The 22,362-nt window shown below is 63.8% G+C and carries 24 protein-coding genes; 8 read left to right on the top strand and 16 right to left on the bottom strand.

Features of this window, described 5'->3' with window-relative positions; genetic code table 11:
- Positions 1-438 precede the first annotated feature (438 nt).
- The 4 genes from CFB43_RS12525 (at position 439) to CFB43_RS12540 (ending at position 4,248) form a co-directional block, all read left to right on the top strand.
- Positions 439-1,656 (top strand): DUF2863 family protein, encoded by a 1,218-nt coding sequence (locus CFB43_RS12525; protein WP_089495315.1) that lies wholly within the window; start codon positions 439-441, stop codon positions 1,654-1,656.
- A gap of 212 nt (positions 1,657-1,868) precedes the next feature.
- Complete coding sequence (locus tag CFB43_RS12530) at positions 1,869-2,705, top strand: response regulator transcription factor (RefSeq protein ID WP_089495316.1); 837 nt, start codon at positions 1,869-1,871, stop codon at positions 2,703-2,705.
- Positions 2,706-2,780: 75 nt separating this feature from the next.
- Positions 2,781-3,455: an energy-coupling factor ABC transporter permease gene (locus CFB43_RS12535; protein ID WP_089495317.1), complete on the top strand. Its 675-nt coding sequence runs from the start codon at positions 2,781-2,783 to the stop codon at positions 3,453-3,455.
- 139 nt (positions 3,456-3,594) lie between these two features.
- Positions 3,595-4,248, top strand: a complete 654-nt coding sequence (locus CFB43_RS12540) for a BspC domain-containing protein (protein ID WP_041492904.1) — start codon at positions 3,595-3,597, stop codon at positions 4,246-4,248.
- Between the two features lie 81 nt (positions 4,249-4,329).
- Here the strand turns inward: CFB43_RS12540 and CFB43_RS12545 are convergent, their stop codons facing one another.
- Positions 4,330-5,484 (bottom strand): M14 family metallopeptidase, encoded by a 1,155-nt coding sequence (locus CFB43_RS12545; RefSeq protein ID WP_089495318.1) that lies wholly within the window; start codon positions 5,482-5,484, stop codon positions 4,330-4,332.
- An 88-nt stretch (positions 5,485-5,572) separates the two neighbouring features.
- Positions 5,573-6,355, bottom strand: a complete 783-nt coding sequence (gene yaaA / locus CFB43_RS12550) for a peroxide stress protein YaaA (RefSeq protein WP_089495319.1) — start codon at positions 6,353-6,355, stop codon at positions 5,573-5,575.
- A gap of 57 nt (positions 6,356-6,412) precedes the next feature.
- Here yaaA and CFB43_RS12555 point away from each other — a divergent pair, with 57 nt between their 5' ends.
- Both CFB43_RS12555 and CFB43_RS12560 read left to right on the top strand, forming a co-directional pair.
- The gene (locus CFB43_RS12555) at positions 6,413-6,910 is read left to right on the top strand and encodes a putative toxin-antitoxin system toxin component, PIN family (RefSeq protein ID WP_089495320.1); all 498 of its coding nucleotides are present in this window, start codon (positions 6,413-6,415) and stop codon (positions 6,908-6,910) included.
- Between the two features lie 33 nt (positions 6,911-6,943).
- The gene (locus CFB43_RS12560; protein WP_089495321.1) at positions 6,944-8,116 is read left to right on the top strand and encodes a pyridoxal phosphate-dependent aminotransferase; all 1,173 of its coding nucleotides are present in this window, start codon (positions 6,944-6,946) and stop codon (positions 8,114-8,116) included.
- Positions 8,117-8,158: 42 nt separating this feature from the next.
- Here CFB43_RS12560 and CFB43_RS12565 read toward each other — a convergent pair whose 3' ends face one another.
- Complete coding sequence (locus CFB43_RS12565; RefSeq protein WP_089495322.1) at positions 8,159-8,815, bottom strand: glutathione S-transferase family protein; 657 nt, start codon at positions 8,813-8,815, stop codon at positions 8,159-8,161.
- Positions 8,816-9,017: 202 nt separating this feature from the next.
- Here CFB43_RS12565 and CFB43_RS12570 point away from each other — a divergent pair, with 202 nt between their 5' ends.
- Both CFB43_RS12570 and CFB43_RS12575 read left to right on the top strand, forming a co-directional pair.
- Entirely contained in the window at positions 9,018-9,809 is a 792-nt protein-coding gene (locus tag CFB43_RS12570) for an oxepin-CoA hydrolase, alternative type (protein ID WP_089495323.1), read from the top strand.
- 245 nt (positions 9,810-10,054) lie between these two features.
- On the top strand, positions 10,055-10,747 hold the full coding sequence (locus CFB43_RS12575) for a glutathione binding-like protein (RefSeq protein WP_089495324.1): 693 nt from the start codon (positions 10,055-10,057) through the stop codon (positions 10,745-10,747).
- A 47-nt stretch (positions 10,748-10,794) separates the two neighbouring features.
- Here the strand turns inward: CFB43_RS12575 and CFB43_RS12580 are convergent, their stop codons facing one another.
- The 13 genes from CFB43_RS12580 to nuoI all read right to left on the bottom strand — a co-directional run bounded on the left by CFB43_RS12580 (position 10,795) and on the right by nuoI (position 22,352).
- Complete coding sequence (locus CFB43_RS12580; RefSeq protein WP_039370625.1) at positions 10,795-11,271, bottom strand: MaoC family dehydratase; 477 nt, start codon at positions 11,269-11,271, stop codon at positions 10,795-10,797.
- Positions 11,268-11,729, bottom strand: coding sequence for a MaoC family dehydratase (locus CFB43_RS12585; RefSeq protein WP_089440660.1), 462 nt, complete (start codon positions 11,727-11,729; stop codon positions 11,268-11,270). Before CFB43_RS12585 ends, CFB43_RS12580 begins: the two co-directional genes overlap by 4 nt.
- 37 nt (positions 11,730-11,766) lie before the next feature.
- Complete coding sequence (locus tag CFB43_RS12590) at positions 11,767-12,900, bottom strand: acyl-CoA dehydrogenase family protein (RefSeq protein ID WP_089495325.1); 1,134 nt, start codon at positions 12,898-12,900, stop codon at positions 11,767-11,769.
- Positions 12,901-12,919: 19 nt separating this feature from the next.
- The gene (locus CFB43_RS12595) at positions 12,920-14,116 is read right to left on the bottom strand and encodes an acyl-CoA dehydrogenase family protein (RefSeq protein WP_089495326.1); all 1,197 of its coding nucleotides are present in this window, start codon (positions 14,114-14,116) and stop codon (positions 12,920-12,922) included.
- A gap of 102 nt (positions 14,117-14,218) precedes the next feature.
- Positions 14,219-14,641 carry a DUF1178 family protein gene (locus CFB43_RS12600; RefSeq protein WP_046544753.1) on the bottom strand — a complete coding sequence of 141 codons (423 nt, stop codon included), beginning with the start codon at positions 14,639-14,641 and terminating at the stop codon, positions 14,219-14,221.
- Positions 14,642-14,777: 136 nt separating this feature from the next.
- Positions 14,778-15,368 carry an NUDIX domain-containing protein gene (locus CFB43_RS12605; protein ID WP_089495327.1) on the bottom strand — a complete coding sequence of 197 codons (591 nt, stop codon included), beginning with the start codon at positions 15,366-15,368 and terminating at the stop codon, positions 14,778-14,780.
- Between the two features lie 40 nt (positions 15,369-15,408).
- Complete coding sequence (locus CFB43_RS12610; protein WP_011352690.1) at positions 15,409-15,705, bottom strand: DUF2818 family protein; 297 nt, start codon at positions 15,703-15,705, stop codon at positions 15,409-15,411.
- Complete coding sequence (gene nuoN, locus CFB43_RS12615; RefSeq protein WP_039370611.1) at positions 15,705-17,159, bottom strand: NADH-quinone oxidoreductase subunit NuoN; 1,455 nt, start codon at positions 17,157-17,159, stop codon at positions 15,705-15,707. The genes CFB43_RS12610 and nuoN overlap by 1 nt, the downstream gene beginning before the upstream one ends.
- 39 nt (positions 17,160-17,198) lie before the next feature.
- Complete coding sequence (locus CFB43_RS12620; protein ID WP_021162817.1) at positions 17,199-18,689, bottom strand: NADH-quinone oxidoreductase subunit M; 1,491 nt, start codon at positions 18,687-18,689, stop codon at positions 17,199-17,201.
- Positions 18,690-18,705: 16 nt separating this feature from the next.
- Positions 18,706-20,760 (bottom strand): NADH-quinone oxidoreductase subunit L, encoded by a 2,055-nt coding sequence (gene nuoL, locus CFB43_RS12625; protein ID WP_011352693.1) that lies wholly within the window; start codon positions 20,758-20,760, stop codon positions 18,706-18,708.
- Between the two features lie 17 nt (positions 20,761-20,777).
- Positions 20,778-21,083, bottom strand: a complete 306-nt coding sequence (gene nuoK / locus CFB43_RS12630; protein ID WP_006478272.1) for an NADH-quinone oxidoreductase subunit NuoK — start codon at positions 21,081-21,083, stop codon at positions 20,778-20,780.
- Between the two features lie 17 nt (positions 21,084-21,100).
- Positions 21,101-21,751: an NADH-quinone oxidoreductase subunit J gene (locus CFB43_RS12635; protein WP_089425978.1), complete on the bottom strand. Its 651-nt coding sequence runs from the start codon at positions 21,749-21,751 to the stop codon at positions 21,101-21,103.
- A gap of 112 nt (positions 21,752-21,863) precedes the next feature.
- Positions 21,864-22,352, bottom strand: coding sequence for an NADH-quinone oxidoreductase subunit NuoI (gene nuoI / locus CFB43_RS12640; protein WP_011352695.1), 489 nt, complete (start codon positions 22,350-22,352; stop codon positions 21,864-21,866).
- Positions 22,353-22,362: the final 10 nt, after the last annotated feature.

A 22,362-nucleotide genomic window follows, 5' to 3' on the forward strand; every position in this document is an offset into this window, starting at 1 on the left:
ATCAGCTCGCTTTCATCAAGCGCCCACACTTATCGGCTGTTAATTTTTAAAGAGCATTCTGCGAGGAACTTCGTGTTTCTCAGCAGCGCTGCGTTTTCAGCAGCAGAGAAGCGAGATTATGAACCGTGTTTCGCAGCTCGTCAACAACTTTTTACACTGCATCGTTGCGACTGCGGGGCTCAACTTCCAGGCCAGCTGCGCGCTCCAGACTCCAGCACACCGCCAACCCTGCTTCCCTTCTCCCGCGCCGCGTTTCCGTTAGCGCGAAAGAGGCGTGATTGTAGGTAGCTCGCGACATTCGCGCAAGGGGTTTGAAGCAACTTTTTTACAAACGCTGCGATTTGGCCAGCCGGCCATGTGTCGGCACGAGACCGCTTATGGTGCAAAGAACGGACTAGAATGTGAGGCTCTTCGCCTCTTTCTATATACGTCTTTAATATGCGCCAGCGAATCGCCAAACGCCTCCCCCCCGATGCCGACAAACTGGTCGGCCTGTCGCTTGCGCTCTTCGCCTCGGGCAGCCGCATCGAGGACCGCTTCTGGGAAGCGAAGCTCGATGCGCTGCTCTCCAAGATTGTCCGCAACGGCAACCAGACCACGCTCGACGCAGCGCTCGACCATCTGCAGCAGAATCATCCCGACGCCTACGGCGCGCTCGCCGACATGGCCGAGACGCACAGCGAGTCGATGGTGATCGAGCACGACGGCCAACCGTTCGATGCGCTGCTGGTCGCCGTCCCGGTTCTCGCATGGACGCGCTACATGATTCCATCGGGCCCGCTCAAGGGCGACGTTGCCGACGCACTTCGAACGCACCTGCAGGCGCACGTCCTTGCGAACGGTACCCTCGTCGGGCTTGCCCCGTTCCTCTACAGTATCGACCAGTTGCCGCGGCACCACGTCGAGACCTACCGGCTCGCCCAGCAGCTCGCACATGGGGCGATCAGCCAGCACACGCCCAAGCTCAGCTTCGGCGACCTGCCGGAAACCTCGCCGATCCTGGCCGACCCGCGCTTCCTGCTCGCCGTCGTCGCGGCCCCCGCCGGCGCACCGCTGTTCCGCTGGCAGGAAGAAGAAAACGGCAGCCGGATCGAACGCGGCCAGTGCCTCGAGCAATGGACGGCCCAAGGCGGCCCGAACCTGTCGATCGCGCTGCCCGGCTGCGAATTCGAATGCCTACTTCCGGACGCGTACTATTCGGCCTGCCGGGATGCGGACGAACGTATCCGTCCACATACGGTCCGAACGGCCATTCGTTATCTATTCGACACACTTGGTGCGGCACCGCAAGAGCTGCGCGCGGTGGTCGCCGGCTTCGGCGAACGCCGTATCGACGAGTACCGTGTCGGCTTCACGCGGCGTGCGAACAACGACGTAATCTACGGCGTCGTATGGCCGCTCTACGGCCGTGAAAACGGCGATATGTCGATCGACAGTGCGACGCTCGAAGGCGAAGCGCCGATCGAAGGCCCGGTCGAGGAAATCGTAAGTCTGCTGAAGGAATGCGGCGTAACCGACGTCCGGCGGCACGCGGGCCGCTTCGAACCCGAATATTGCGATGACTGCGGCGTGCCGCTCTACGCAGATCCGCTCGGTGAAATCGTCCACGCCGAAATGCCGGAAGACGCGTCCCCCGCCCAGCCGCACTTCCACTAATCCGCAGCACAACAGGCCCAACGGCCTGCCCACCTGAAGCCGCTCACGGTTCCCGCCGGAGCGGCTTTTTACTTGTCTGTCCTCCCGCCGCCCGAAATTTCATACTTTTCCTAAGCCTTTCAGCCAAGCAGACATCGTGTAAGGTCTTTGTCATCATCAGACCCAAGGCATGCCAGACGGCAGATCAATGGCTCACATTACGGAGGTTGAATATGCGGTTCCTGATGCTCAATTCAGACGCCGAGCGGCGTGACGGACTGAAGGCCCTGTTGCGACAGATCGACCGTCACGCCGGCATCAACGATGTGCCCGACAGTTTTCAGGCGCGCAGGCTGCTGCGCAACCAGCGTTTCGACCTGGTCGCGATCGACTGGCTCGACGTCGGCCGGCTCAGCGAGCTTCAGGCGCTCTGCAGCGCGTGCTCGCCGACACCTGTCGCCGTCCTCGTCGACGAAACATCGCCGGAGGCCATCCAGCGCTTCTTCAACTACGGTGTCGCCGGCGTGATCCCACATTCCACGCGGCCACACCTGATCGTGCGTGCGCTCGAGATCGTGCTGCTGGGCGGACACTACATTCCGCCGATCGCGCTCCGCCTGCTGCCTTCCACTGCTGCGGCGCGCTACGATGCCCATTTCCAGACGCTCGCCGGGTCGCTTCCCCGGCGGCCGCCGAGCGGCCTCCTGTCGCCGCGGCAAGCGCAGATCATGCGCTTCGTCCACATGGGCAGCACCAACAAGATGATCGCTCGCACACTCGGCATCAGCGAAGGCACCGTCAAGATCCACCTCGCCAGCATCTTCCAGCAGCTTGGTGCCGCCAACCGGGCCGCCGCGGTCGCAATCTACAACGGGTGGCTGTCGCCCCACCTCGAGGTGCTGTTGGCGAACCGCAGTCGTGCGCGCAAGCCGCCCATCGGCGAACAGGGCCCAGTTCCGCTGCGTACGCAACGGAGTGAACGCCCGTACCCGTTGCCGGCCTCGATCGATAGCGCGCAGGACCTGCCGATCGCCGCCGAGCCGCCGGCGCGGTTCCGGCGCGAACGCTAGCCAAACAGTCTCGATATTGCGACGGTCGGTGTGTGCGGATTCCCACCTTTGATGCTCAACGAGTAATATGGACGCATGGGTTTTCTTTTCACACCGCTTCCGCTCTGGGTTGGCGTCGGTGGCTGGATCGCCGCCGCGGCTCTGCTCGCGCTCGCGATCTGGAATCGTCCCTTCGTGCGCCTGCAGGACGCCACGCTCCAGCACGTATGGCTCGCGCTCGTCACCGCCATTGCGGTCCTCTGGGCCTCGAATGCGTGGCTCGACGATGGCATCGTCATGCATCTGCTTGGCGCGACGCTGCTCGTCACGCTGTTCGACTGGACACTCGCACTGATCGCGATGGGCGCCGTCACGGCGGTCGCCGCGATCATCTTCGATGCGCCCTGGCAGGGCATTGGCCTGACCTATCTGATCTACGGCGCGCTGCCGGTCGCCGTGTCGGCATTGCTGCAGCGCGCCGCACTCGCATGGTTGCCGCACAATCTCGCGTCGTTCATTACCGGCCAGGGATTCCTGTCGCCCGCCATCGCGATCATCGCGGTCGCCGCTGCCGCTGCCGGGGTTCAGCTCGCGCTCGCGGATGGCGTTCCCGTCGTGATTCCTGCCGGCTATCTGCTGAACACCGCGCTGCTCGCACTCGGCGAAGCGTGGTTCACCGGCATGGCGACCGCACTCATCGCTGTCTATCGTCCCACGTGGGTCACGACCTTCGACGTCCGGCGCTATCGTCTCGGCGGCCCGCGCGCCTGAATTGTCCTCCGGCGGCGGCGCCGTCATCACGCGCCGGCACTCCCTCGCTCAGTACGGCAGAATGCGACATCTACTGCCGCACAACTTTTTTACGCTAAGATTGAACTCCGGTTCTTCATCGGGCATCTATACGTGCCCGATGTCTCATTCGCTCCTCACCAATAACCAGATGGACAGCTCTCCTGCGTCGCTCCGGATTTTCCGGGCGCTCGGCAAGCTGGCAGCCTGCATTGCGGGCCTGTCGCTTGCGCTTCCGACACCGGCATTCGCCGATCTGCTCGACCAGCGCTCCGAACTGATCAACAAATTCGTCAACGAAATGCATGCCGATCCGCTCGCCGCCGATTGTGCAGCGCACGGCAGCTTCATCGCCAGCACGTCGTCGGCCTTCGACCGCGTGGACTTCGCGCCGAACGCATTCGACAGCGGCAACGCGACGATCACGCCATGGAACGACTCGTTCGACCAGGGCAAGCAGCGCGTGAAGGTCGACAATATCGTCACGGTCGACGGCCTCGGCATCCACAGCGACGGCAGCGACCCGACGCCGCTGAAATTCCGATGCGGCTATGTCGGTCAGCAAATGCTCGCGTTCAGCTGGAACGACCCGGTTCCGCCGCTTAAGCCGCGCGTCGAGCGCTCCTCATCCTCGACGAAGAAATTCAAGGGCAAGTCGCACCGAGGCAAGGGCAAGGCAAAGGCATCAGGCCGTACCGGCAGCAAGAAGGCCGTCGCAACGAAAAAGTCGAGCGGCCAGAAAAAAGTCGTGAAGAAGACCGCGAAGAAGTCCTGATCCGCCGAAACGACATCCACAGAAGTAAAAAAGCCGGGGCACCCTGAGATGCCCCGGCTTTTTCATACGGCGACGCTACGCTTACGCGAACGTGTCGACGTGCACCAGGATCGCCGCCAGCATCGCCGCGCCGAGCGCCGCGCTTCGCTCGCCGTTCCAGCCGACGCGTTCGTCGGGCAGGTTCGCGTTGTCCTTGAACGGCATCTCGAGCGTCAGCGACAGACAGCCGAACTGATGGCCGATGTACTTCGATGCGAGCTTGAGCGCGTCCTCCTTGTACTTGCTCGCGGCATAGCCGTGTTCAGTCTGGAAGTCCGGGCTCGCGACCTTGAACGCTTCGATGAACGCGGTCTGCTCCTTGCCCTGCTGCTCGGTAAAGCTCGGCAGCATCTCGGACCCGGCAACGAACACATACGGCAGATCCTCGTCGCCGTGGATGTCGAAGAACATGTCGCAGCCAATCGCATGGATTGCATCGCGCACAGCCAGCACCTCGGGACTGCGCTCGGCATCGGGCGCCATCCACTCGCGGTTCAGGTTCGCGCCTGCGGCATTGGTGCGCAGGTTGCCATGCACGCTGCCGTCCGGGTTCATGTTCGGGACGATATAGAACGTCGCACGATCGTACAGCTTGCGCGCGACCGGATCGCCGGCCCAGTCGCCCCATCCGGCCAGCCGCTTGACGAGACCTTCGACGAACCATTCGGCCATCGACTCGCCGGGATGCTGGCGCGCGATGATCCATACCTTCTTCTTCGGGGCGCCGCCGGATTCCGGCGTACCGAGCGTCAGCAGCGACATCGGGCGACCTTCAACCGTGCGGCCGAGTTCGACGACGCTCGCCTGCGGCAACTGCTGGACCGCGCCGAGAAACGCCGCGTGACGCTCTTCCGAGTATGGCTCGAAATACGCGTAGTAGATGCTGTCGAATTCCGGCGTATGGTCGATGGTCATCGTCTTGCCGTCGAACGTCGTCGGCACGCGGAACCAGTCGACCCGGTCATAGCTCGCCACCGCGCTGTAATTGCGCCAGCCCGACGGATACGCGCATTCGGCAGCATTCTCGAACGTCATCACGCAGCGCTCGCCGCGCGCGCCCGTCAAGCGGTAGTAAAACCATTGCGCGAATTCCGAGCGGGTGTCGCCGCGCACGCGCAGCCGAATCGCATCGGGACTGTCGCACGACACGACGTCGATTGCGCCTGCGTCGAAATTGCTGGTGATCGAAAGGGCCATCTGTCTCTCCTGGGGCGACCGGAACAGGCGGTGTAGCGCTTGCCCGGCCTCATGCATGCGCCGGCCGTCTCGTGAACGGCCGGCAGGGTCACTCGCCGACTCGCCGGCGATATACGTAAGTCGAATCGTTCGACGCGGCCGCATCGAACGCATAGCCTTCCGTCGCGAAATCCTTCAACGCCTTCGGGTCGGTGATACGGTTCTCGACGATAAAACGCGCCATCAGGCCGCGCGCACGCTTCGCATGGAAGCTGATGATCTTGTAGCGGCCGCCCTTCCAGTCCTCGAACACCGGCGTGATGACCGGTGCGGCCAGCAGTTTCGGCTTGACCGACTTGAAGTATTCGGTCGACGCGCAGTTGACCAGCACGCGCGCCGTGCCGCTGCGCGTTTCGAGCTGTTCGTTCAGCGCCCGCGTGATGCGGTCGCCCCAGAACGCGTACAGATCCTTGCCGCGCGCGTTCGCGAAGCGCGTGCCCATCTCGAGCCGGTATGGCTGCAGCAGGTCGAGCGGACGGAGCAGCCCGTACAGGCCCGACAGCACGCGCACGTGCTGCTGCGCATAGTCGAGATCGGCGGACGACAGCGATTTCGCGTCGAAACCTTCATAGACGTCGCCGTTGAACGCGAGCACGGCCTGCTTCGCGTTGGCCGGCGTAAAGGTCGACGACCAGTCGGCATAGCGCTGGAAATTCAGGCGCGCGAGCGGATCGGAGATATCCATCAGCGTTGCGATGTCCTGCGGCGACAGCTTGCGCAGGCCGTCGATCAGCTCGGACGCGTCGTCGACGAATGCAGGCTTCGTGTAAGACTGGACGTGCGCGGGCGTATCGTAGTCGAGGGATTTGGCTGGAGAGAGAACGATTATCATAGAGGCTCGCTGGCACGCCGTGCCTTGCGGTCAGACGAAAACCACCGATTGTAACGAATGACCCGCTCTCTCGCCCCGCACGCCGCGCATCGCGTCGTGCTCGACTCGAACGTCTGGATCGACATCCTCGTATTCGACGACCCCGCTACGCGCCCGATCCGGGCCGCGCTGGAACGCGGCGCGCTTGCCGCCGTGATCGACGGCCGCTGCCTGACCGAGCTCGAATACGTGCTCGACTATCCGCAGTTTCGGTCTCGCGCCATCGACAAGGCGGCCGCACTCGCGACCGTCGCACGGCTCGCGAGCCTCGTCGAGCCGCCGCCCGTCGACGCCGACGCGCCGCCGCTGCCGAAGTGCAAGGACCGCGATGACCAGAAGTTTCTCGAACTCGCCCGCGCCGCCCAGGCCGAGTGGCTCGTGTCGAAAGACCGCGCGCTGCTGAAGCTCGCGAAGCGCACCGCACGCGACTTCGGCTTCCGGATCGCGCAGCCCGCGCCATTTACCGAGGCCTGCTCGCTCGACGCCGCGCCGGACACGACGACCACGCCGGCCTGACCTACGCCGCACCACCCGATTTCGACCGTATCGATGAACGCTCCTTCAGACATGCCAACGACTCCCGTTTTCCCCTCGCGCCTGCCGAACGTCGGCACGACGATCTTCACGGTCATGAGCGCGCTTGCCGCAGAAAAAGGCGCGGTGAACCTCGGCCAGGGCTTTCCGGATTTCGACTGCGATCCGCGCATCGTCGATGCGGTTGCCGCCGCGATGCGCAACGGGCACAACCAGTATCCGCCGATGGCCGGTGTCGCGCCGCTACGCGACGCGATCGCGGACAAGATCGCACAGGTCTACGGCCGGCGTTACGATCCGGCGACCGAAATCACCGTGACGGCCGGCGCGACGCAGGCGTTGCTGACCGCGATCATGTGCACGGTGCATCCGGGTGATGAAGTGATCGTCGTCGAACCGACCTACGACAGCTACCTGCCGTCGATCGAACTCGCGGGCGGCAAGCCCGTGTTCGTCACGCTGGAGGCGCCCGACTACACGATCCCGTTCGACCGTCTGGCGGCCGCGATCACGCCGAAAACGCGCATGATCCTGATCAACACGCCACATAACCCGACGGGTACCGTGTGGCGCGAGTCGGACATGCGCAAGCTCGAGGAGATCGTGCGCGGCACCAACGTGCTGATCCTGTCCGACGAGGTCTACGAGCACATGGTCTACGACGGCGCGCGCCACGAGAGCGTCGCGCGCTATCCGGAACTCGCCGCGCGCAGCTTCATCGTGTCGAGCTTCGGCAAGACCTATCACGTGACGGGCTGGAAGGTCGGCTATGTCGCGGCGCCTGCCGCGCTGACCGCGGAATTCCGCAAGGTCCACCAGTTCAACGTGTTCACGGTGAACACGCCGATGCAGATCGGGCTCGCCGACTACCTGCGCGACCCGGCGCCGTACCTGACGCTTGCCGACTTCTACCAGAAGAAGCGCGACTTCTTCCGGGCCGGCCTCGAGCGCACCCGCTTCAAGTTGCTGCCCTGCACGGGCACGTACTTCCAGTGCGTCGATTATTCGGCGATCAGCGACCTGCCGGAAGCGGAATTCTCGAAGTGGCTCACGTCGGAGATCGGCGTGGCCGCCATTCCGGTGTCGGCGTTCTATCACGAGTCGCACGAATCGGGCGTCGTCCGATTCTGCTTCGCGAAGCAGGAAAGCACGCTCGCGTCCGCGCTCGAACGGCTCGCCCGCCTGTAAGGCCCGCACGGGCGGTCGCACGCCGCCCTGCGGGAACCGCGCTTACGAACGCGCGGCGCTCGTCGCGTCGATATACGCCTTGCGCTCGGCCGCCACGCGCTGCGCGGCAGGGCGCTCGCCCACCTTCTTAGCATGCGCCTTCCAGTCGATGCCCGCATCGAGCAGGAAATCGCGCCCGAATACGGCTTTCGTCGCCATGCCGATGACCGGCAGATGGACCCACGCGGCGATGTCCGCGAGGCCGAACGACTCGCCGAGCACATACGGCGAAAACCGCGTCATCTGCTTGAATGCATCAATCGCGCGCGGCAGGCGCTTCTCGACGTGTGCCTTCATCCCGTCGCTAACCTTGCCGCCGAAAAACGCTTCGGTGTAGACCTCGCGCGCCATCCATTCGAGATACAGTTCGAGCGTCTCGATGAGTTCGCGCAGCTTCGCGGCCGCGAACGGGCTCGCCGGGAAAATGCCTTTTTCGGGATAGCGCGCCGCCAGGTACTCGATGATCACCTGCGACTCGAACAGCGCGCCTTCTTCGGTCTTCAGAAAGGGAATCTTGCCGAGCGGCGAATCGGCGAGCTGTGCCGGATCGCTGACCGGCAATCCGCAAACCGACTCCTCGAACGGAATGTCGTGCTCGAGCAGGACGAACTTCACCTTGTTGTAATAGTTGGACAACGGAATACCGCACAGCTGTAGCATCGGAGTCTCCTTCCTTGCTGAAGCGCGGCCGCATCGGTGTCGGCCGCATCGGGATTCATCGTGCTGAAAAGCACGTTCGTGCTAGTCTAAAGCAAGTTTCGCGTCCGTCACGACAACAATACCTCTGCTGCGACATCGCCCGCATCAGCACGCGCTATGTGTCCGCTGCCGCAGCCCTGCCATCCGATGGAGACACGCTCGCATGAGTGCTGAACTGCTGGCCTCGCGTCCGCCCGAGAGCGAATCGACGCTCGTCCTCACGCTATCCAACCCCGGCGCGCGCAATGCGCTGCATCCCGACATGTACGCGGCCGGCATCGAAGCGCTCGCCACCGCCGAACGGGATCCCGGGATTCGCGCGGTCGTGCTCACCGGCGCCGATCGCTTCTTCTGCGCGGGCGGCAATCTGAACCGGCTGCTCGACAACCGCTCGAAGGATCCGTCCTACCAGGCCGACAGCATCGATCAGCTCGCCGCATGGGTAACGGCGATCCACGCTTCGACGAAGCCGGTGATCGCAGCGGTGGAAGGCGCCGCGGCCGGCGCGGGCTTCTCGCTCGCGCTCGCGTGCGACCTGGTCGTCGCCGCGCACGATGCGAAGTTCGTGATGTCGTACGCGCGCGTCGGCCTGACGCCCGATGGAGGCGGTTCGTGGTTCATCGCCCGCGCGCTGCCGCGTGCGATCGCGGCCGAGATCCTGTTCGAAGGCAAGCCTGTTGCGGCCGAACGTCTGCACGCGCTCGGCGTCGTCAACCGGCTCGCCGTGCCCGGCGCGGCACTGACCGATGCCGTGGCATGGGCCGACGCGCTCGCCGGCATCTCGCCGAACGCACTCACGCGCATCAAGTCGCTGCTCGACGACGCGACGGCGCAACCGCTCGACGCGCATCTCGCCACGGAGCGCGATCATTTCGTCGCATCGCTGCATCATGCGGACGGGCTCGAAGGCATCACCGCATTTCTCGAGAAACGGCCGCCCCGCTACAAGCGCTGAGCGGTCGCGCCCGCTTTCGAACTGACCTGTCGCCACCGCATCGACCCGATGCGGCACGGCGACGCCGCCATCTCGACGACTCGGGACGATACGCAATCGCCCCGGCGCCATGTAGTGCAACACGCAAGCACACGCATCGGCACGCACGTTCCCGTCGCCAGCAGCCCGCATCGATCCATGCTCTAATGACCGCCTGTCGCGGCGCTGCCGGCGCCGTTTTCGCGCATGCAACATAGGAGTTCACGATGATCGACGTCTATAGCTGGGCGACCCCGAACGGCCACAAGGTGCACATCATGCTCGAGGAAACGGGCCTCGCTTATCGTGCCCATCCGGTCGATATCGGCGCGGGCGACCAGTTCAAGCCGGAGTTTCTGAAGATCAGCCCGAACAACAAGATCCCCGCGATCGTCGATCCGGACGGCCCCGGCGGCCAGCCGATCTCGCTGTTCGAATCGGGTGCGATCCTGATCTACCTCGCGGAGAAGACCGGCAAGTTCCTGCCGACCGATCCGGCCGCACGCTACGCGACGCTCGAATGGCTGATGTTCCAGATGGGCGGCGTCGGCCCGATGCTCGGACAGGCGCACCACTTCCGCCTGTATGCGCCGGAGAAGATCGAGTATGCGGTCAACCGCTACACGAACGAGGCAAAGCGCCTGTACAACGTGATGGACAAGCGCCTCGGCGAATCCGAATATCTCGCGGGCGACGCGTATACGATCGCAGACATTGCGACGTTCCCGTGGACGCGCTCGTGGCAGAACCAGGGCATCGTGCTCGACGAATTGCCGAACGTGAAACGCTGGCACGACGCGATCGCCGCGCGACCGGCCGTGCAACGCGGTGTCGAAGTGCTCGCGTCGATGCGCAAGGCGCTGCAGGACGACAAGGCACGCGAGGTGCTGTTCGGTGCGACGCAATACGCGAAGCACTGACACGCATGTGACGGGCGGAGCGGCATCCGTGCATGCCGCTCACCGCTTCAGAAGTAATGCAGCGTGATGAATTCCGCCGCGCAGACGGGCAGCGGCACATCGGGACGCTCGACCTGCATCGTCACCGACCACGTCACCTGCACACCGTCCCGCGCAGCCTCGGCGGTTTCCTTTACCGCAAACAGCGCACGCACACGCGCACCGACCGGCACCGGCTTCAGGAACCGCACGCGGTTCAGTCCGTAGTTCACCCCCATCTTCTGCTCGAAACGCATCGCATCGGCCATCAACGCCGGAATCAGCGACAGCGTCAGGAACCCGTGCGCGATCGGGCCGCCGAATGGCGACTCGCGCCGCGCGCGTTCGGGATCGACGTGAATCCATTGATGATCGCCGGTCGCATCGGCAAAGCCATCGACACGACGCTGGTCGATCGCGATCCAGCCGCTCGCGAGCGGCTCCGCGCCGACTCGCGCCTGCAGCGCCTGCGCCGATGCGATCAGCGGCAAGGTCACGTCGGTCATGCCTGCGTGCCTCCCGGATGGCGCAGCCCGAAGATCACCTTGGTATGCACGGTGATCACCGTCTCGCCGGCGCCGTTCACGCCGACCCATTCCGTCGACACGATGCCGCGATCGGGCTTGCTCTCCGACACGCGTTTGTCGTGGACCTTCTGATACATCGTGATCGTGTCGCCGGCGCGCACCGGCTTGAGCCAGCGGATCGAATCGATGCCCGGCGAGCCCATGCTCGTCGAGTCCGACCCGAGCTTCTTGATGAGCAGGCTCATGAACACCGAACACGTATGCCAGCCGCTCGCGACGAGCCCGCCGAAATGCGATGCTTTTCCGGCTTCTTCGTCGAGGTGGAACGGCTGCGGGTCATAGCGTTGTGCGAACGCCTTGATGTCGTCCGCTTCGAACGTGTAACGGCCCACTTCGGTGGTACTGCCGACCACCAGGTCTTCATAACTGATGCCCACTCGGTGTCTCCTTGTCTGGTGCGCTCGCGCGTCGCCGTCATGCTGCGTCGGTCTGCGCGAAATCGGGCAGCGCCGCGATGCGGGCAAGATGATGATCGGTGTCGCCGAGCGTCGTCTCGATGATCGTCAGCCGCTTGAACAAGTGCGCGGCGGCGACCTCGTTGGTCACGCCCATGCCGCCGTGCAGCTGGATGGCCTGCTGGCCGACGAAGCGCGCGGCGGCGCCGACACGCGCTTTCGCGGCCGACACGGCCTTGCGCCGCGCATCGGCATCGCCGCTCGCGTAGCGTACGGCTGCCAGGTAGGTCAGCGAACGCGCCTGCTCGGCATGGATCAGCATGTCGACCATCCGGTGCTGCAACGCCTGGAAACGCGCGATCGGCACGCCGAACTGTTCGCGCGTCTTCGTGTATTCGACCGTCGCGCGATTCAGTTCGTCGAGCACGCCGACCGCTTCCGCGCACAGCAGGAACGTCGCGTAATCGGCCACCTGCTCGAGGGCCGCCGCGTCGCGCGCACCGCCCGTCAGCAGTCGCGCCGGCGTTTCATTGAACCCGATCGTCGCGGCACGCTGGCCGTCGATCGTCCGGTAGTCGACCACCTTCGCGTTCGCGGCATCCCGTTCGACGACGAAGAGGCCGACGCCGCCACCGTCGACGCGTGCGGGCACGATCCACGCATCCGCCTGTGCGCCATGCTGAACGACCGACTTCGTGCCGGTCAGCCGGTACGTGCCGCCCTGCTCGCGCGCATGCGTGTCGAGTTCGAACAGGTCGTAGCGCGCATGCGGTTCGTGGAACGCGACTGCCACACGCTTCTGCCCCTGCGCGACGGCTTCCAGCAGCGCCGCATCCTCACCCGCGCCGGAGCCGGCAATGCGCAAGGCCTCGATGCCCACCGCCGTTGCCCAGTACGGCTCGATCACGAGCGCACGGCCGAGTTCCTGCATCACGACCAGCATGTCGACCGGGCCGCCGCCGAAGCCACCCTGCGCGTCCGGCACGGGCAGCGCGGTCAACCCCAGTTCGGCGAACGCGCTCCATTGCGCGTCCGACACACCCGCATCGCTGCGCACGATTGCCTGGCGCGCTTCGAAGCCGTATTGCTCGCCGAGATAACGGCGCAGCGCGTCGGCGAACTGCTGCTGCTCATCGGTAAAGCTGAAATCCATGGTTGTCTCCGTTCCCTGATCACAGCCCCAGAATCATCTGCGCGATGATGTTCTTCTGGATCTCGTTCGAGCCGCCGTAGATCGACGTCTTCCGATAATTGAAGTAGTACGCGGCAAGCGGTGCCGCATCGTCGTCGCCCGCGATGCTGTGCTCGCGCTGGCCGTCGAGGAACGGTACGTCGAACGGCGCGGCGAGCGGGCCGATCGCGTCGACCATCAGCTCGGTGAGCGCCTGCTGCACTTCCGTGCCCTTGATTTTCAGCATCGACGCCTCGGGGCCGGGCCCCTTGCCGCTCGTCTCGCGGCTGACGACGCGCAGCACCGTCACCTCCAGCGCCATCAGCTCGACCTCGAGCGCCGCGACCTTCGCGGCGAACACGGGATCGGCGAGCAACGGCTTGCCGTTCTTGCGCTGGTTCGACGCCACACGCTTCAGGAACGCGAGCTCGCGCTTCGACCCGCCGACGCGCGCGATGCCGGTGCGCTCATGGCCAAGCAGGTATTTCGCGTAGGTCCAGCCGCGGTTCTCGTCGCCGACGAGATTCTCGACCGGTACCTTCACGTCCTCGAAGAACACCTCGTTGACCTCGTGGTCCTCGTCGAGCATGACGATTGGGCGCACCGTGATGCCGGGCGTCTTCATGTCGATCAGCAGGAACGAGATGCCCTCCTGTTTCTTCGCGGCCGGATCGGTGCGCACGAGGCAGAACATCATGTCGGCGTACTGGCCGAGCGTCGTCCAGGTCTTCTGTCCATTGACGACGTAGTGGTCGCCCTGGCGCTCCGCGCGCGTGCGCAACGAGGCGAGATCGGACCCCGAACCCGGCTCCGAGTAGCCCTGGCACCACCAGTCGGTGCCATCGAGAATGCGCGGCAGATAATGACGCTTCTGCGCTTCGCTGCCGTATTTCATCAGCACCGGCGCGACCATCGATACGCCGAACGGCAGCACGGTCGGCGCACCGATCCGCGCGCACTCCTCTTCCCAGATGTGTCGTTGCGTCGCGTTCCAGCCCGGGCCGCCATATTCGACCGGCCACGCGGGCGCAGACCAGCCTCGCTGACCGAGAATCCGGTGCCAGCTCGCGAAATCCTCGCGATCGAGTCGTTTGTGATCGAGTACTTTGGCGCGCAGTGCGTGAGGCAGGTTGGCCTCGAGCCAGGCGCGAACGTCGACGCGGAACGCGTCGTCCGAGGGGGAATAATCCAGATCCATGCGCAGTGTCTCCTGTCGACCGGAGTTAGCGCTTCAGCGGTTAGTCCGGTCCCATGCAAGGCTGTCCGCAGCCGTCCGGCCCGGCAAGGACTCACTGCAATGTCATTGCAGCGGTTCTTTGAGCGCGGCAGGAATCGGCAGCGGCATCACGTCGATGCCTTCTTCGGCCAAGGATTGCGCATCTTCAGGCGTCGTGACGCCACGAATGCTGCGTGCCGGCGCCTCGTTGTAATGGATGCGCCGCGCTTCCTCGGCGAAGCGCTCGCCCACATTCTCGGTTTTCTCCAGCACCTCGCGCAGCGCACGCATTACCTGCGCCTGCAGTGCACGCGAATCGACCGGCTGGGCCTGCGTCGCGCCCGACAGGTTCAGGCGCGGCGCCGACGGCAGACGGTTGACCTCGGTCGTTCCGCACACCGGACATTCGACCAGCTTGCGGGACAACTGCGCTTCGAATTCATCGGCGGAAGCGAACCAGCCTTCGAACCGATGACCGTGCGGGCACTGTAAATCGAGGACCTTCATGCTGAATCAGGGCGTGTGGCGAGTGTAGCGCAAAAAGCGGTTTTGTGAACGGTCGTGCTAAATATCGATCGCGCGACGGCGTGGCGCCGCGTCACCGGATTGTAACGCGGCGCCCCACCCGCCGCTGACGCTGCGCTCAGGGCGTCAGGACCGGCCCGAGCGGCCACGTCCCGGACAGCACCTTGTCGAGCCACATCGTGCCGATGATCGTCTTCACGTCGGAGATCTGGCCCGTGCGCACCCATTCCTGAAGGTCGGCCTGCGTCGCAATGAAGGTCTCGAGGAATTCGCCTTCATCGAGCTTGCGTTCGCCGGCCGTCAGCCCGCGCGCCAGGTACAGGTCGATGAATTCGGTCGAATAGGAAATGATCGGATGAATCCGGGCCAGGAATACGTACTCGCGTGCCGTGTAGCCGGTTTCCTCGCGCAGTTCGCGCACCGCGCATGCGAGCGCGCCTTCGTTCGGATCGAGCTTGCCGGCCGGGAATTCGGCCATCACCTTGCCGATCGGGTAGCGATACTGGCTTTCCATCAGCACGCGGCCGTCGTCGAACAGCGGGATCACCATCACCGCGCCCGGATGCTGGACGTATTCGCGCGTGGCTTTCTTGCCATCCGGCAGACGGACGGTATCGCGCTTGAGCTTGAGGAACGCGCCGTCGAAGATCGCCTCGCTTTCGAGGCAGGTTTCGGTCAGTGCGGCGTCGTGATTGGGTAGTTCGGCCATCGGCGGCTCCAAAATTGAGCGCGACGGACGGCCGGAGCCGTCAGCGTCGTTTGACGAGATACTGGAACGTGAAGCCGGGAAACGCGAACACGATGAAGAGACTGAACGTGATCGCGTAGAACTGCCAGCCCTGTTCGAAGCGGTTGCCGGCGCGCGACTCGAGCCAGAAGCCGAGCGCGCCAACGATGAAGTACAGCACGATCAGCTCGCCGATCCGCACCCACCCGCTCTTCTTCGCCGTGCCGAACGGCACGACGGCGAAGAGGCGTTGGTTCAGGAACGGCAGGTTGGCGCAGACGAGCGCCAACAGCACGATAAACCAGCCGGCTGCCGACATTACAGCGGCAGCGTGTGACGAATTGCCTGCAGGCAGGCCGTCAGCAGCGGGCTCGGGATCAGGCCGAGCGCGACGACCGCGAGGCCGTTCAGCACGAGGATCGTGCGCTTGCAGAAATCGCCCGAAATCGGCGTCGTATCCTGCGGTGCATCGAAGTACATCAGCTTCACGATGCGCAGGTAGTAGAACGCGCCGAACAGCGACGTGATCACGGCCAGCACGGCCAGCCACGTGAGGCCCGCGTTGACGGTCGCCTCGAGCACGGCGAGCTTCGCGTAGAAGCCGACGGTCGGCGGAATACCGGCCAGCGAGAACATCATGACCATCATCACGAACGCGAACACCGGGCTGCGCTTGTTGAGGCCCTTGAAGTCGTCGATCGTTTCGGCTTCGAAATCGCGGCGTGCGAGCAGCATCACCACGCCGAACGAGCCGAGCGTCGTGATCAGGTAGACGATCGCGTAGAACATCGCCGAGCTGTATGCATTCGCCGGTGCCGTCGCGTCGCCCTTCACGATGCCCGCGAGCAGGCCGAGCAGCACGAAGCCCATGTTCGAGATCGCCGAGTACGCAAGCATCCGCTTGATGTTGCGCTGGACGATACCCGTGATGTTGCCGACGATCAGCGACAACGCGGCCAGGATCACGAGCGCGGTCTGCCAGTTCTGTGCGAGCGGCAGCAGACCCATCACCAGGAAGCGCAGGCCCCACGCGAACGCGGCAACCTTCGGGCCGCCGCCGACGAACAGCGTCATCGCGGTCGGCGCACCCTGGTAGACGTCCGGCACCCACATGTGGAACGGCACGGCGCCGAGCTTGAACGCGATACCGGCGACGATGAAGACCACGCCGAACATCAGCACGGCTGCGTCGGTGTTGCCGCCGACCGCCTTGTACACCTCGCCCAGCTCGAGCGAGCCGGTCGCGCCGTACAGCATCGAGATGCCGTACAGCACGAAGCCCGATGCGAGCGCGCCCAGCACGTAGTACTTCATCGCGGCTTCGCTCGACTGCGCGGCATCGCGGCGCAACGCGATGACGGCGTAAAGCGACAGCGACATCAGTTCGAGACCGAGGTACAGCGTCAGGAAGTTGTTGCCCGACACCATGACCAGCTGACCGAGCAGCGAGAACATGCCGAGCAGGAACACGTCGCCGCGGAACATGTCGCGATCTTCGAGGTACTTGCGCGAATAGACGAGCGAGACCGCGAAACCGAACGACACGACAGCCTTCATCATGCTCGCGAACGAGTCGACGACGACCATCTTCGAAAAGAAGTAGTACTGCTGCGGGTCGAGTGCCTGCACCGCGAACCACACGCCGGCGACGACCGACGAGACGACCGCGATCAGATAAGTCAGGCGGCGGCCGGAGGCGCCGGTAAAGGTGTCGTTCAGCCATGCGACGACGATGGCGGCCAGCACCAGCGCGTCAGGCAACAGGACATTCATAGGGGCGTTTTGCATGATCTTGAGTTCCTCCGCTCGCGATTACTGGGCCAGCGGCAGCTTCGACTGCGCGACGTGGGAGAGGAGGTTTTCCACGGAAACGTGCATCACGTCGGTGAAAGGCTTCGGATACAGGCCCATCAGCAGCGTGAACGCGGCAAGCACGGCCAGCATCAGGAATTCGCGACGGCCGATGTCCTTCAGCTTGGCAACGTGATCGTTCGCCACCGCGCCGAAGTACACGCGCTTGTACATCCACAGCGTGTAGGCAGCACCGAGGATCAGCGTGAATGCCGCGCCGAATGCGATCCAGAAGTTGTACTGGACGGCCGCGAGAATCACCATGAACTCGCCGACGAAACCCGACGTACCCGGCAGGCCGCAGTTGGCCATCGAGAACAGCATCGCGAAGGCCGCGAACTTCGGCATCACGTTGACGACGCCACCGTAGTCGGCGATCTGGCGCGAGTGCACGCGGTCGTACAGCACGCCGATGCAGAGGAACATCGCGCCCGACACGAAGCCGTGCGAGATCATCTGGATGATCGCGCCTTCGACGCCGAGCTGGTTGAAGATGAAGAAGCCGAGCGTGACGAAGCCCATGTGTGCGATCGACGAATACGCGACCAGCTTCTTCATGTCGGCCTGCACCATCGCGACGAGGCCGATGTAGATCACCGCGATCAGCGACAGCGTGATCACGACGGGTGCCAGGAAATGGCTCGCGTCAGGCGTGATCGGCAGCGAGAAACGCAGGAAACCGTATGCGCCGAGCTTCAGCATGATCGCAGCCAGCACGACCGAGCCGCCCGTCGGCGCTTCCACGTGCGCGTCCGGCAGCCAGGTGTGGACCGGCCACATCGGCACCTTCACCGCGAACGCGAGGAAGAACGCAATGAACAACAGTATCTGCGGCGTCATCGCGATCTTGGCGTTCTGCCACGTCGCGAGGTCGAACGAATGCGTTTCCGTGTACAGGTAGATCAGCGCGACCAGCATCAGCAGCGAGCCGGCCAGCGTGTACAGGAAGAACTTGAATGCCGCATACACGCGGTTCGGGCCACCCCACACGCCGATGATGATGTACATCGGGATCAGGGTCGCTTCGAAGAACACGTAGAACAGCAGGCCATCGGCCGCCGAGAAGACGCCGATCATGATCCCGGACAGGATCAGGAACGCCGCGAGATACTGCGCGACGTTCTCGGTGATCACTTCCCATGCGGCGATCACGACGATCACCGTGATCAGCGCGGTCAGCACGACGAACCACATCGAGATGCCGTCGACGCCGAGGTGATACGCGATGTCGAAGCGTTCGATCCAGGTCGACTTCTCGACGAACTGCAGCGCAGCCGTGCTCGAGTCGAAGCCCGTGATCAGCGGGATCGTGACCGCCAGGCCGAGCAGCGAACCGATCAGCGCGATCCAGCGGGCCGTCCCCGGATTTTTGTCGTTACCCACCGCAAGCACGAGGAGGCCGAAAACGATCGGCAGCCAGATCGCGGTACTGAGAATCGGAAAAGCGTGCATTAAGTTGTCCCCCGCCTTATTTGCCGCCGAGCGTTACAAACAGGGTCAGGAGCCCCAGCATGCCGATGATCATGGCGAACGCGTAGTGATAGATGTAACCGGATTGGAGGAAGCGGATCACGCCGGCGAACCAGCCGATGAACCGGGCGCTGCCGTTGACGAGGCCGTCGATCACCACGACGTCACCTTCCTTCCACAGGCCGCGGCCGATCGCCACCGAACCACGGGCGAACACCACTTCGTTGATCTTGTCCATGTAGTACTTGTTGTCCAGCAGCGTGTAGATCGGGCCGAACGCGCGGCGGATCGACGCCGGCAGTTCCGGACGCTTCAGGTACAGGAACCACGCGACAACGACACCGGCGAGCGCGAGCCAGACCGGCAGGCCCGACACCGAGTGCAGGCCCATGCCCACCCAGCCGTGGAACTCCTCGGCCATCTCGGCCAGGGCCGGATGGTTTTCGCCGATGAAGATCACCTTGTCGAATGCAACGCCGTGCTGGAAGAAGTCGCCGAACAGCATCGGGCTGATCGCGAACGCGCCGATGATGACCGACGGGATCGCCAGCAGGACCAGCGGCACCCACACGACCCACGGGGTCTCGTGCGGTTCGTGCGCGTGGTCGTCATGACCGTGGCCATGGCCGTGGTCGTCGTGGCCGTGCGCAGCCGCCATGCCCATCGGCGATTCCGGATGCTTCGGCTTGCGGAAGCGCTCTTCGCCGTGGAACACCAGGAAGTACATGCGGAACGAGTACAGCGCCGTGACGAACACGCTCGCGACGACCGCGAAGTACGCGAAGCCCGAACCCGGCAGGTGCGACAGCTTCACCGCGTCGATGATCGAGTCCTTCGAGTAGAAGCCCGAGAAGAACGGCGTGCCGATCAGCGCGAGCGAACCGACGAGCGACGTGATCCACGTGATCGGCATGTACTTGCGCAGGCCACCCATGTTGCGCATGTCCTGGTCGTGGTGCATGCCCATGATGACCGAGCCTGCGCCGAGGAACAGCAGCGCCTTGAAGAACGCGTGCGTCATCAGGTGGAACACGGCGACCGGGTAAGCGGACACGCCGAGCGCGACGGTCATGTAGCCGAGCTGCGACAGCGTCGAGTACGCGACCACGCGCTTGATGTCGTTCTGGACGATGCCGAGGAAGCCCATGAAGAGCGCCGTGATCGCGCCGATCACCGTGATGAACGACAGCGCGGTATCCGACAGCTCGAACAGCGGCGACATGCGCGACACCATGAAGATGCCGGCGGTCACCATCGTCGCCGCGTGAATCAGCGCGGAGATCGGCGTCGGGCCTTCCATCGAGTCCGGCAGCCACACGTGCAGCGGGAACTGTGCCGACTTGCCCATCGCGCCGATGAACAGGCAGATACAGGCTACGGTCAGCAGACCCCAGTCGGTGCCCGGGAAGTGCAGGCTCGCGAGTTCCGCGCGCTTCGCGAACACTTCGCCGTAGTTCATCGAGCCGGCGAATGCGAGCAGCAGGCCGATGCCGAGCAGGAAGCCGAAGTCGCCCACGCGGTTCACGAGGAACGCCTTCATGTTCGCGTAGATCGCGCTCTCACGCGTGAAGTAGAAGCCGATCAGCAGGTACGACACCAGACCCACCGCTTCCCAGCCGAAGAACAGCTGCAGGAAGTTGTTGCTCATCACGAGCATCAGCATCGAGAACGTGAACAGCGAGATGTACGAGAAGAAGCGCTGGTAGCCGTCTTCTTCCGCCATGTAGCCGATCGTGTACACGTGCACCATCAGCGAGACGAAGGTCACGACGACCATCATCATCGCGGTCAGCGAATCGACGAGGAAGCCGACTTCGAGCTTCAGCGAGCCGACGTTCATCCATTCGTAGACGGTCGCGTTGAAGCTTGCGCCGCCCATCACGTCGAAGAAGACTTTCGCCGACAGGAGGAACGCGATCATTACGCCGAGGATCGTGATCCGGTGTGCGCCCTTGCGCCCGACTGCGTTCCCGAACAGCCCCGCAATCAGCGAGCCGGCCAGCGGAGCGAGCGGAATCGCCAGCAGCAGGTTTTCATTGAGTGTCGTTGACATAACAGCGTTGCCTGAAATTAACCTTTGAGCTGATCGAGATCCTCGACATTGATCGTGTCGAGCTTACGGAACAGGGTCACCAGAATCGCGAGGCCGATCGCGGCTTCCGCTGCGGCGACGGTCAGCACGAAGAACACGAAGATCTGGCCGTGCACGTCGCCGAGGTAATGCGAAAACGCGACGAAGTTGGTGTTCACCGCCAGCAGCATCAGTTCGATCGACATCAGGATGATGATGACGTTGCGGCGGTTCAGGAAAATCCCGACGATCGCGATCGCAAAGAGGATCGCGCCGAGCACGAGGTAATGAGCAAGAGTCAGCATGTTTTCTTTTCCTCCGCTTAGCCGTTGGTGCCCGAACCGGCTTCGCTCTGCGCCGTTTCCGGCTGCGGCTTTTCCGCGTCCATCTTCACGAGGCGCACGCGATCGTTGCGGCGTACCTTGACCTGATCCGACACGCGCTGGCGCTTGCTGTCCTTGCCCTTGCGCTCGGTCAGCCCGATCGCGGCAATGATCGCGACCAGCAGCACCAGGCCGGCGATTTCAAACGCGAAGATGTAGTCGGTGTAGATCACCTTGCCGATCAGGCGCGTGTTCGACCAGTTGGCCATCTCGCCCGTCGCCATCGCATGCACCGTCTGCGTGTCGCCGTAGCCGCGCCACAGGATCAGTGCGGTTTCGATCACGATGATCGCGCCGACCACGGTCGCCATCGGGACGAAGCGCTTGAAGTCGCGGCGCAGGTAGTCGATGTTGATGTCCAGCATCATCACGACGAACAGGAACAGCACCATCACCGCGCCCACGTAGACCAGCACCAGCAGGATCGCGAGGAACTCCGCTTCCAGCAGCATCCAGATCGCGGCGGCGTTGAAGAACGCCAGCACAAGGAAAAGCGCAGACGCCACCGGGTTGCGCGAAGTGATCACCTTCAGCCCTGATACCACCAGGAGCAGCGCGAAGATGTAGAACAGTACGGTCGTGAATTCCATGATTACCGGTTCATCGTTAGGCCATAGTCAGGCGCGGCTTGCGGGACGCTCTCGCGTGCCGCACCCGTCGCGGCGGCTCGGCCCTGGCTTCGGGCCGGCACTGCAAACACAATCAACGATACGGCGCGTCGGCAGCCTTCGCCGCGGCGATGTCCTTCTCGTAGCGATCGCCCACCGCGAGCAGCATTTCCTTCGTGAAATACAGGTCGCCGCGCTTTTCGCCGTGGTACTCGAGAATCTGCGTCTCGACGATCGAATCGACCGGGCAGCTCTCTTCGCAGAAACCGCAGAAGATGCACTTCGTCAGGTCGATGTCGTAGCGCGTCGTGCGGCGCGTGTTGTCCGCGCGCGTTTCCGATTCGATCGTGATCGCCATCGCGGGGCACACGGCCTCGCACAGCTTGCACGCGATGCAGCGCTCTTCGCCGTTTTCGTAGCGGCGCAGTGCGTGCAGTCCGCGGAAACGCGGCGAAATCGGCGTCTTTTCTTCCGGGAACTGCACGGTGACCTTGCGCTTGAACGTGTAACGGCCGGTCAGCGCGAGCCCCTGCAGCAGCTCGGTCAGGAAGAAGGTCTTAAAGAAGTGTTGGATTGCGCTCATGATTTCGTCC

Origin of the sequence: Burkholderia sp. AU15512 (assembly GCF_002223325.1) — a bacterium.
Classification (GTDB): domain Bacteria; phylum Pseudomonadota; class Gammaproteobacteria; order Burkholderiales; family Burkholderiaceae; genus Burkholderia.

Excerpts from the sequence above, each read along its gene's own strand:
- CFB43_RS12525 (WP_089495315.1), top strand. The coding sequence starts at position 439 with ATGCGCCAGCGAATCGCCAAACGCCTCCCCCCCGATGCCGACAAACTG.
- CFB43_RS12530 (WP_089495316.1), top strand. The coding sequence starts at position 1,869 with ATGCGGTTCCTGATGCTCAATTCAGACGCCGAGCGGCGTGACGGACTG.
- CFB43_RS12535 (WP_089495317.1), top strand. The coding sequence starts at position 2,781 with ATGGGTTTTCTTTTCACACCGCTTCCGCTCTGGGTTGGCGTCGGTGGC.
- CFB43_RS12540 (WP_041492904.1), top strand. The coding sequence starts at position 3,595 with ATGTCTCATTCGCTCCTCACCAATAACCAGATGGACAGCTCTCCTGCG.
- CFB43_RS12545 (WP_089495318.1), bottom strand. The coding sequence starts at position 5,484 with ATGGCCCTTTCGATCACCAGCAATTTCGACGCAGGCGCAATCGACGTC.
- yaaA (WP_089495319.1), bottom strand. The coding sequence starts at position 6,355 with ATGATAATCGTTCTCTCTCCAGCCAAATCCCTCGACTACGATACGCCC.
- CFB43_RS12555 (WP_089495320.1), top strand. The coding sequence starts at position 6,413 with ATGACCCGCTCTCTCGCCCCGCACGCCGCGCATCGCGTCGTGCTCGAC.
- CFB43_RS12560 (WP_089495321.1), top strand. The coding sequence starts at position 6,944 with ATGAACGCTCCTTCAGACATGCCAACGACTCCCGTTTTCCCCTCGCGC.
- CFB43_RS12565 (WP_089495322.1), bottom strand. The coding sequence starts at position 8,815 with ATGCTACAGCTGTGCGGTATTCCGTTGTCCAACTATTACAACAAGGTG.
- CFB43_RS12570 (WP_089495323.1), top strand. The coding sequence starts at position 9,018 with ATGAGTGCTGAACTGCTGGCCTCGCGTCCGCCCGAGAGCGAATCGACG.
- CFB43_RS12575 (WP_089495324.1), top strand. The coding sequence starts at position 10,055 with ATGATCGACGTCTATAGCTGGGCGACCCCGAACGGCCACAAGGTGCAC.
- CFB43_RS12580 (WP_039370625.1), bottom strand. The coding sequence starts at position 11,271 with ATGACCGACGTGACCTTGCCGCTGATCGCATCGGCGCAGGCGCTGCAG.
- CFB43_RS12590 (WP_089495325.1), bottom strand. The coding sequence starts at position 12,900 with ATGGATTTCAGCTTTACCGATGAGCAGCAGCAGTTCGCCGACGCGCTG.
- CFB43_RS12595 (WP_089495326.1), bottom strand. The coding sequence starts at position 14,116 with ATGGATCTGGATTATTCCCCCTCGGACGACGCGTTCCGCGTCGACGTT.
- CFB43_RS12600 (WP_046544753.1), bottom strand. The coding sequence starts at position 14,641 with ATGAAGGTCCTCGATTTACAGTGCCCGCACGGTCATCGGTTCGAAGGC.
- CFB43_RS12605 (WP_089495327.1), bottom strand. The coding sequence starts at position 15,368 with ATGGCCGAACTACCCAATCACGACGCCGCACTGACCGAAACCTGCCTC.
- CFB43_RS12610 (WP_011352690.1), bottom strand. The coding sequence starts at position 15,705 with ATGTCGGCAGCCGGCTGGTTTATCGTGCTGTTGGCGCTCGTCTGCGCC.
- nuoN (WP_039370611.1), bottom strand. The coding sequence starts at position 17,159 with ATGAATGTCCTGTTGCCTGACGCGCTGGTGCTGGCCGCCATCGTCGTC.
- CFB43_RS12620 (WP_021162817.1), bottom strand. The coding sequence starts at position 18,689 with ATGCACGCTTTTCCGATTCTCAGTACCGCGATCTGGCTGCCGATCGTT.
- nuoL (WP_011352693.1), bottom strand. The coding sequence starts at position 20,760 with ATGTCAACGACACTCAATGAAAACCTGCTGCTGGCGATTCCGCTCGCT.
- nuoK (WP_006478272.1), bottom strand. The coding sequence starts at position 21,083 with ATGCTGACTCTTGCTCATTACCTCGTGCTCGGCGCGATCCTCTTTGCG.
- CFB43_RS12635 (WP_089425978.1), bottom strand. The coding sequence starts at position 21,751 with ATGGAATTCACGACCGTACTGTTCTACATCTTCGCGCTGCTCCTGGTG.
- nuoI (WP_011352695.1), bottom strand. The coding sequence starts at position 22,352 with ATGAGCGCAATCCAACACTTCTTTAAGACCTTCTTCCTGACCGAGCTG.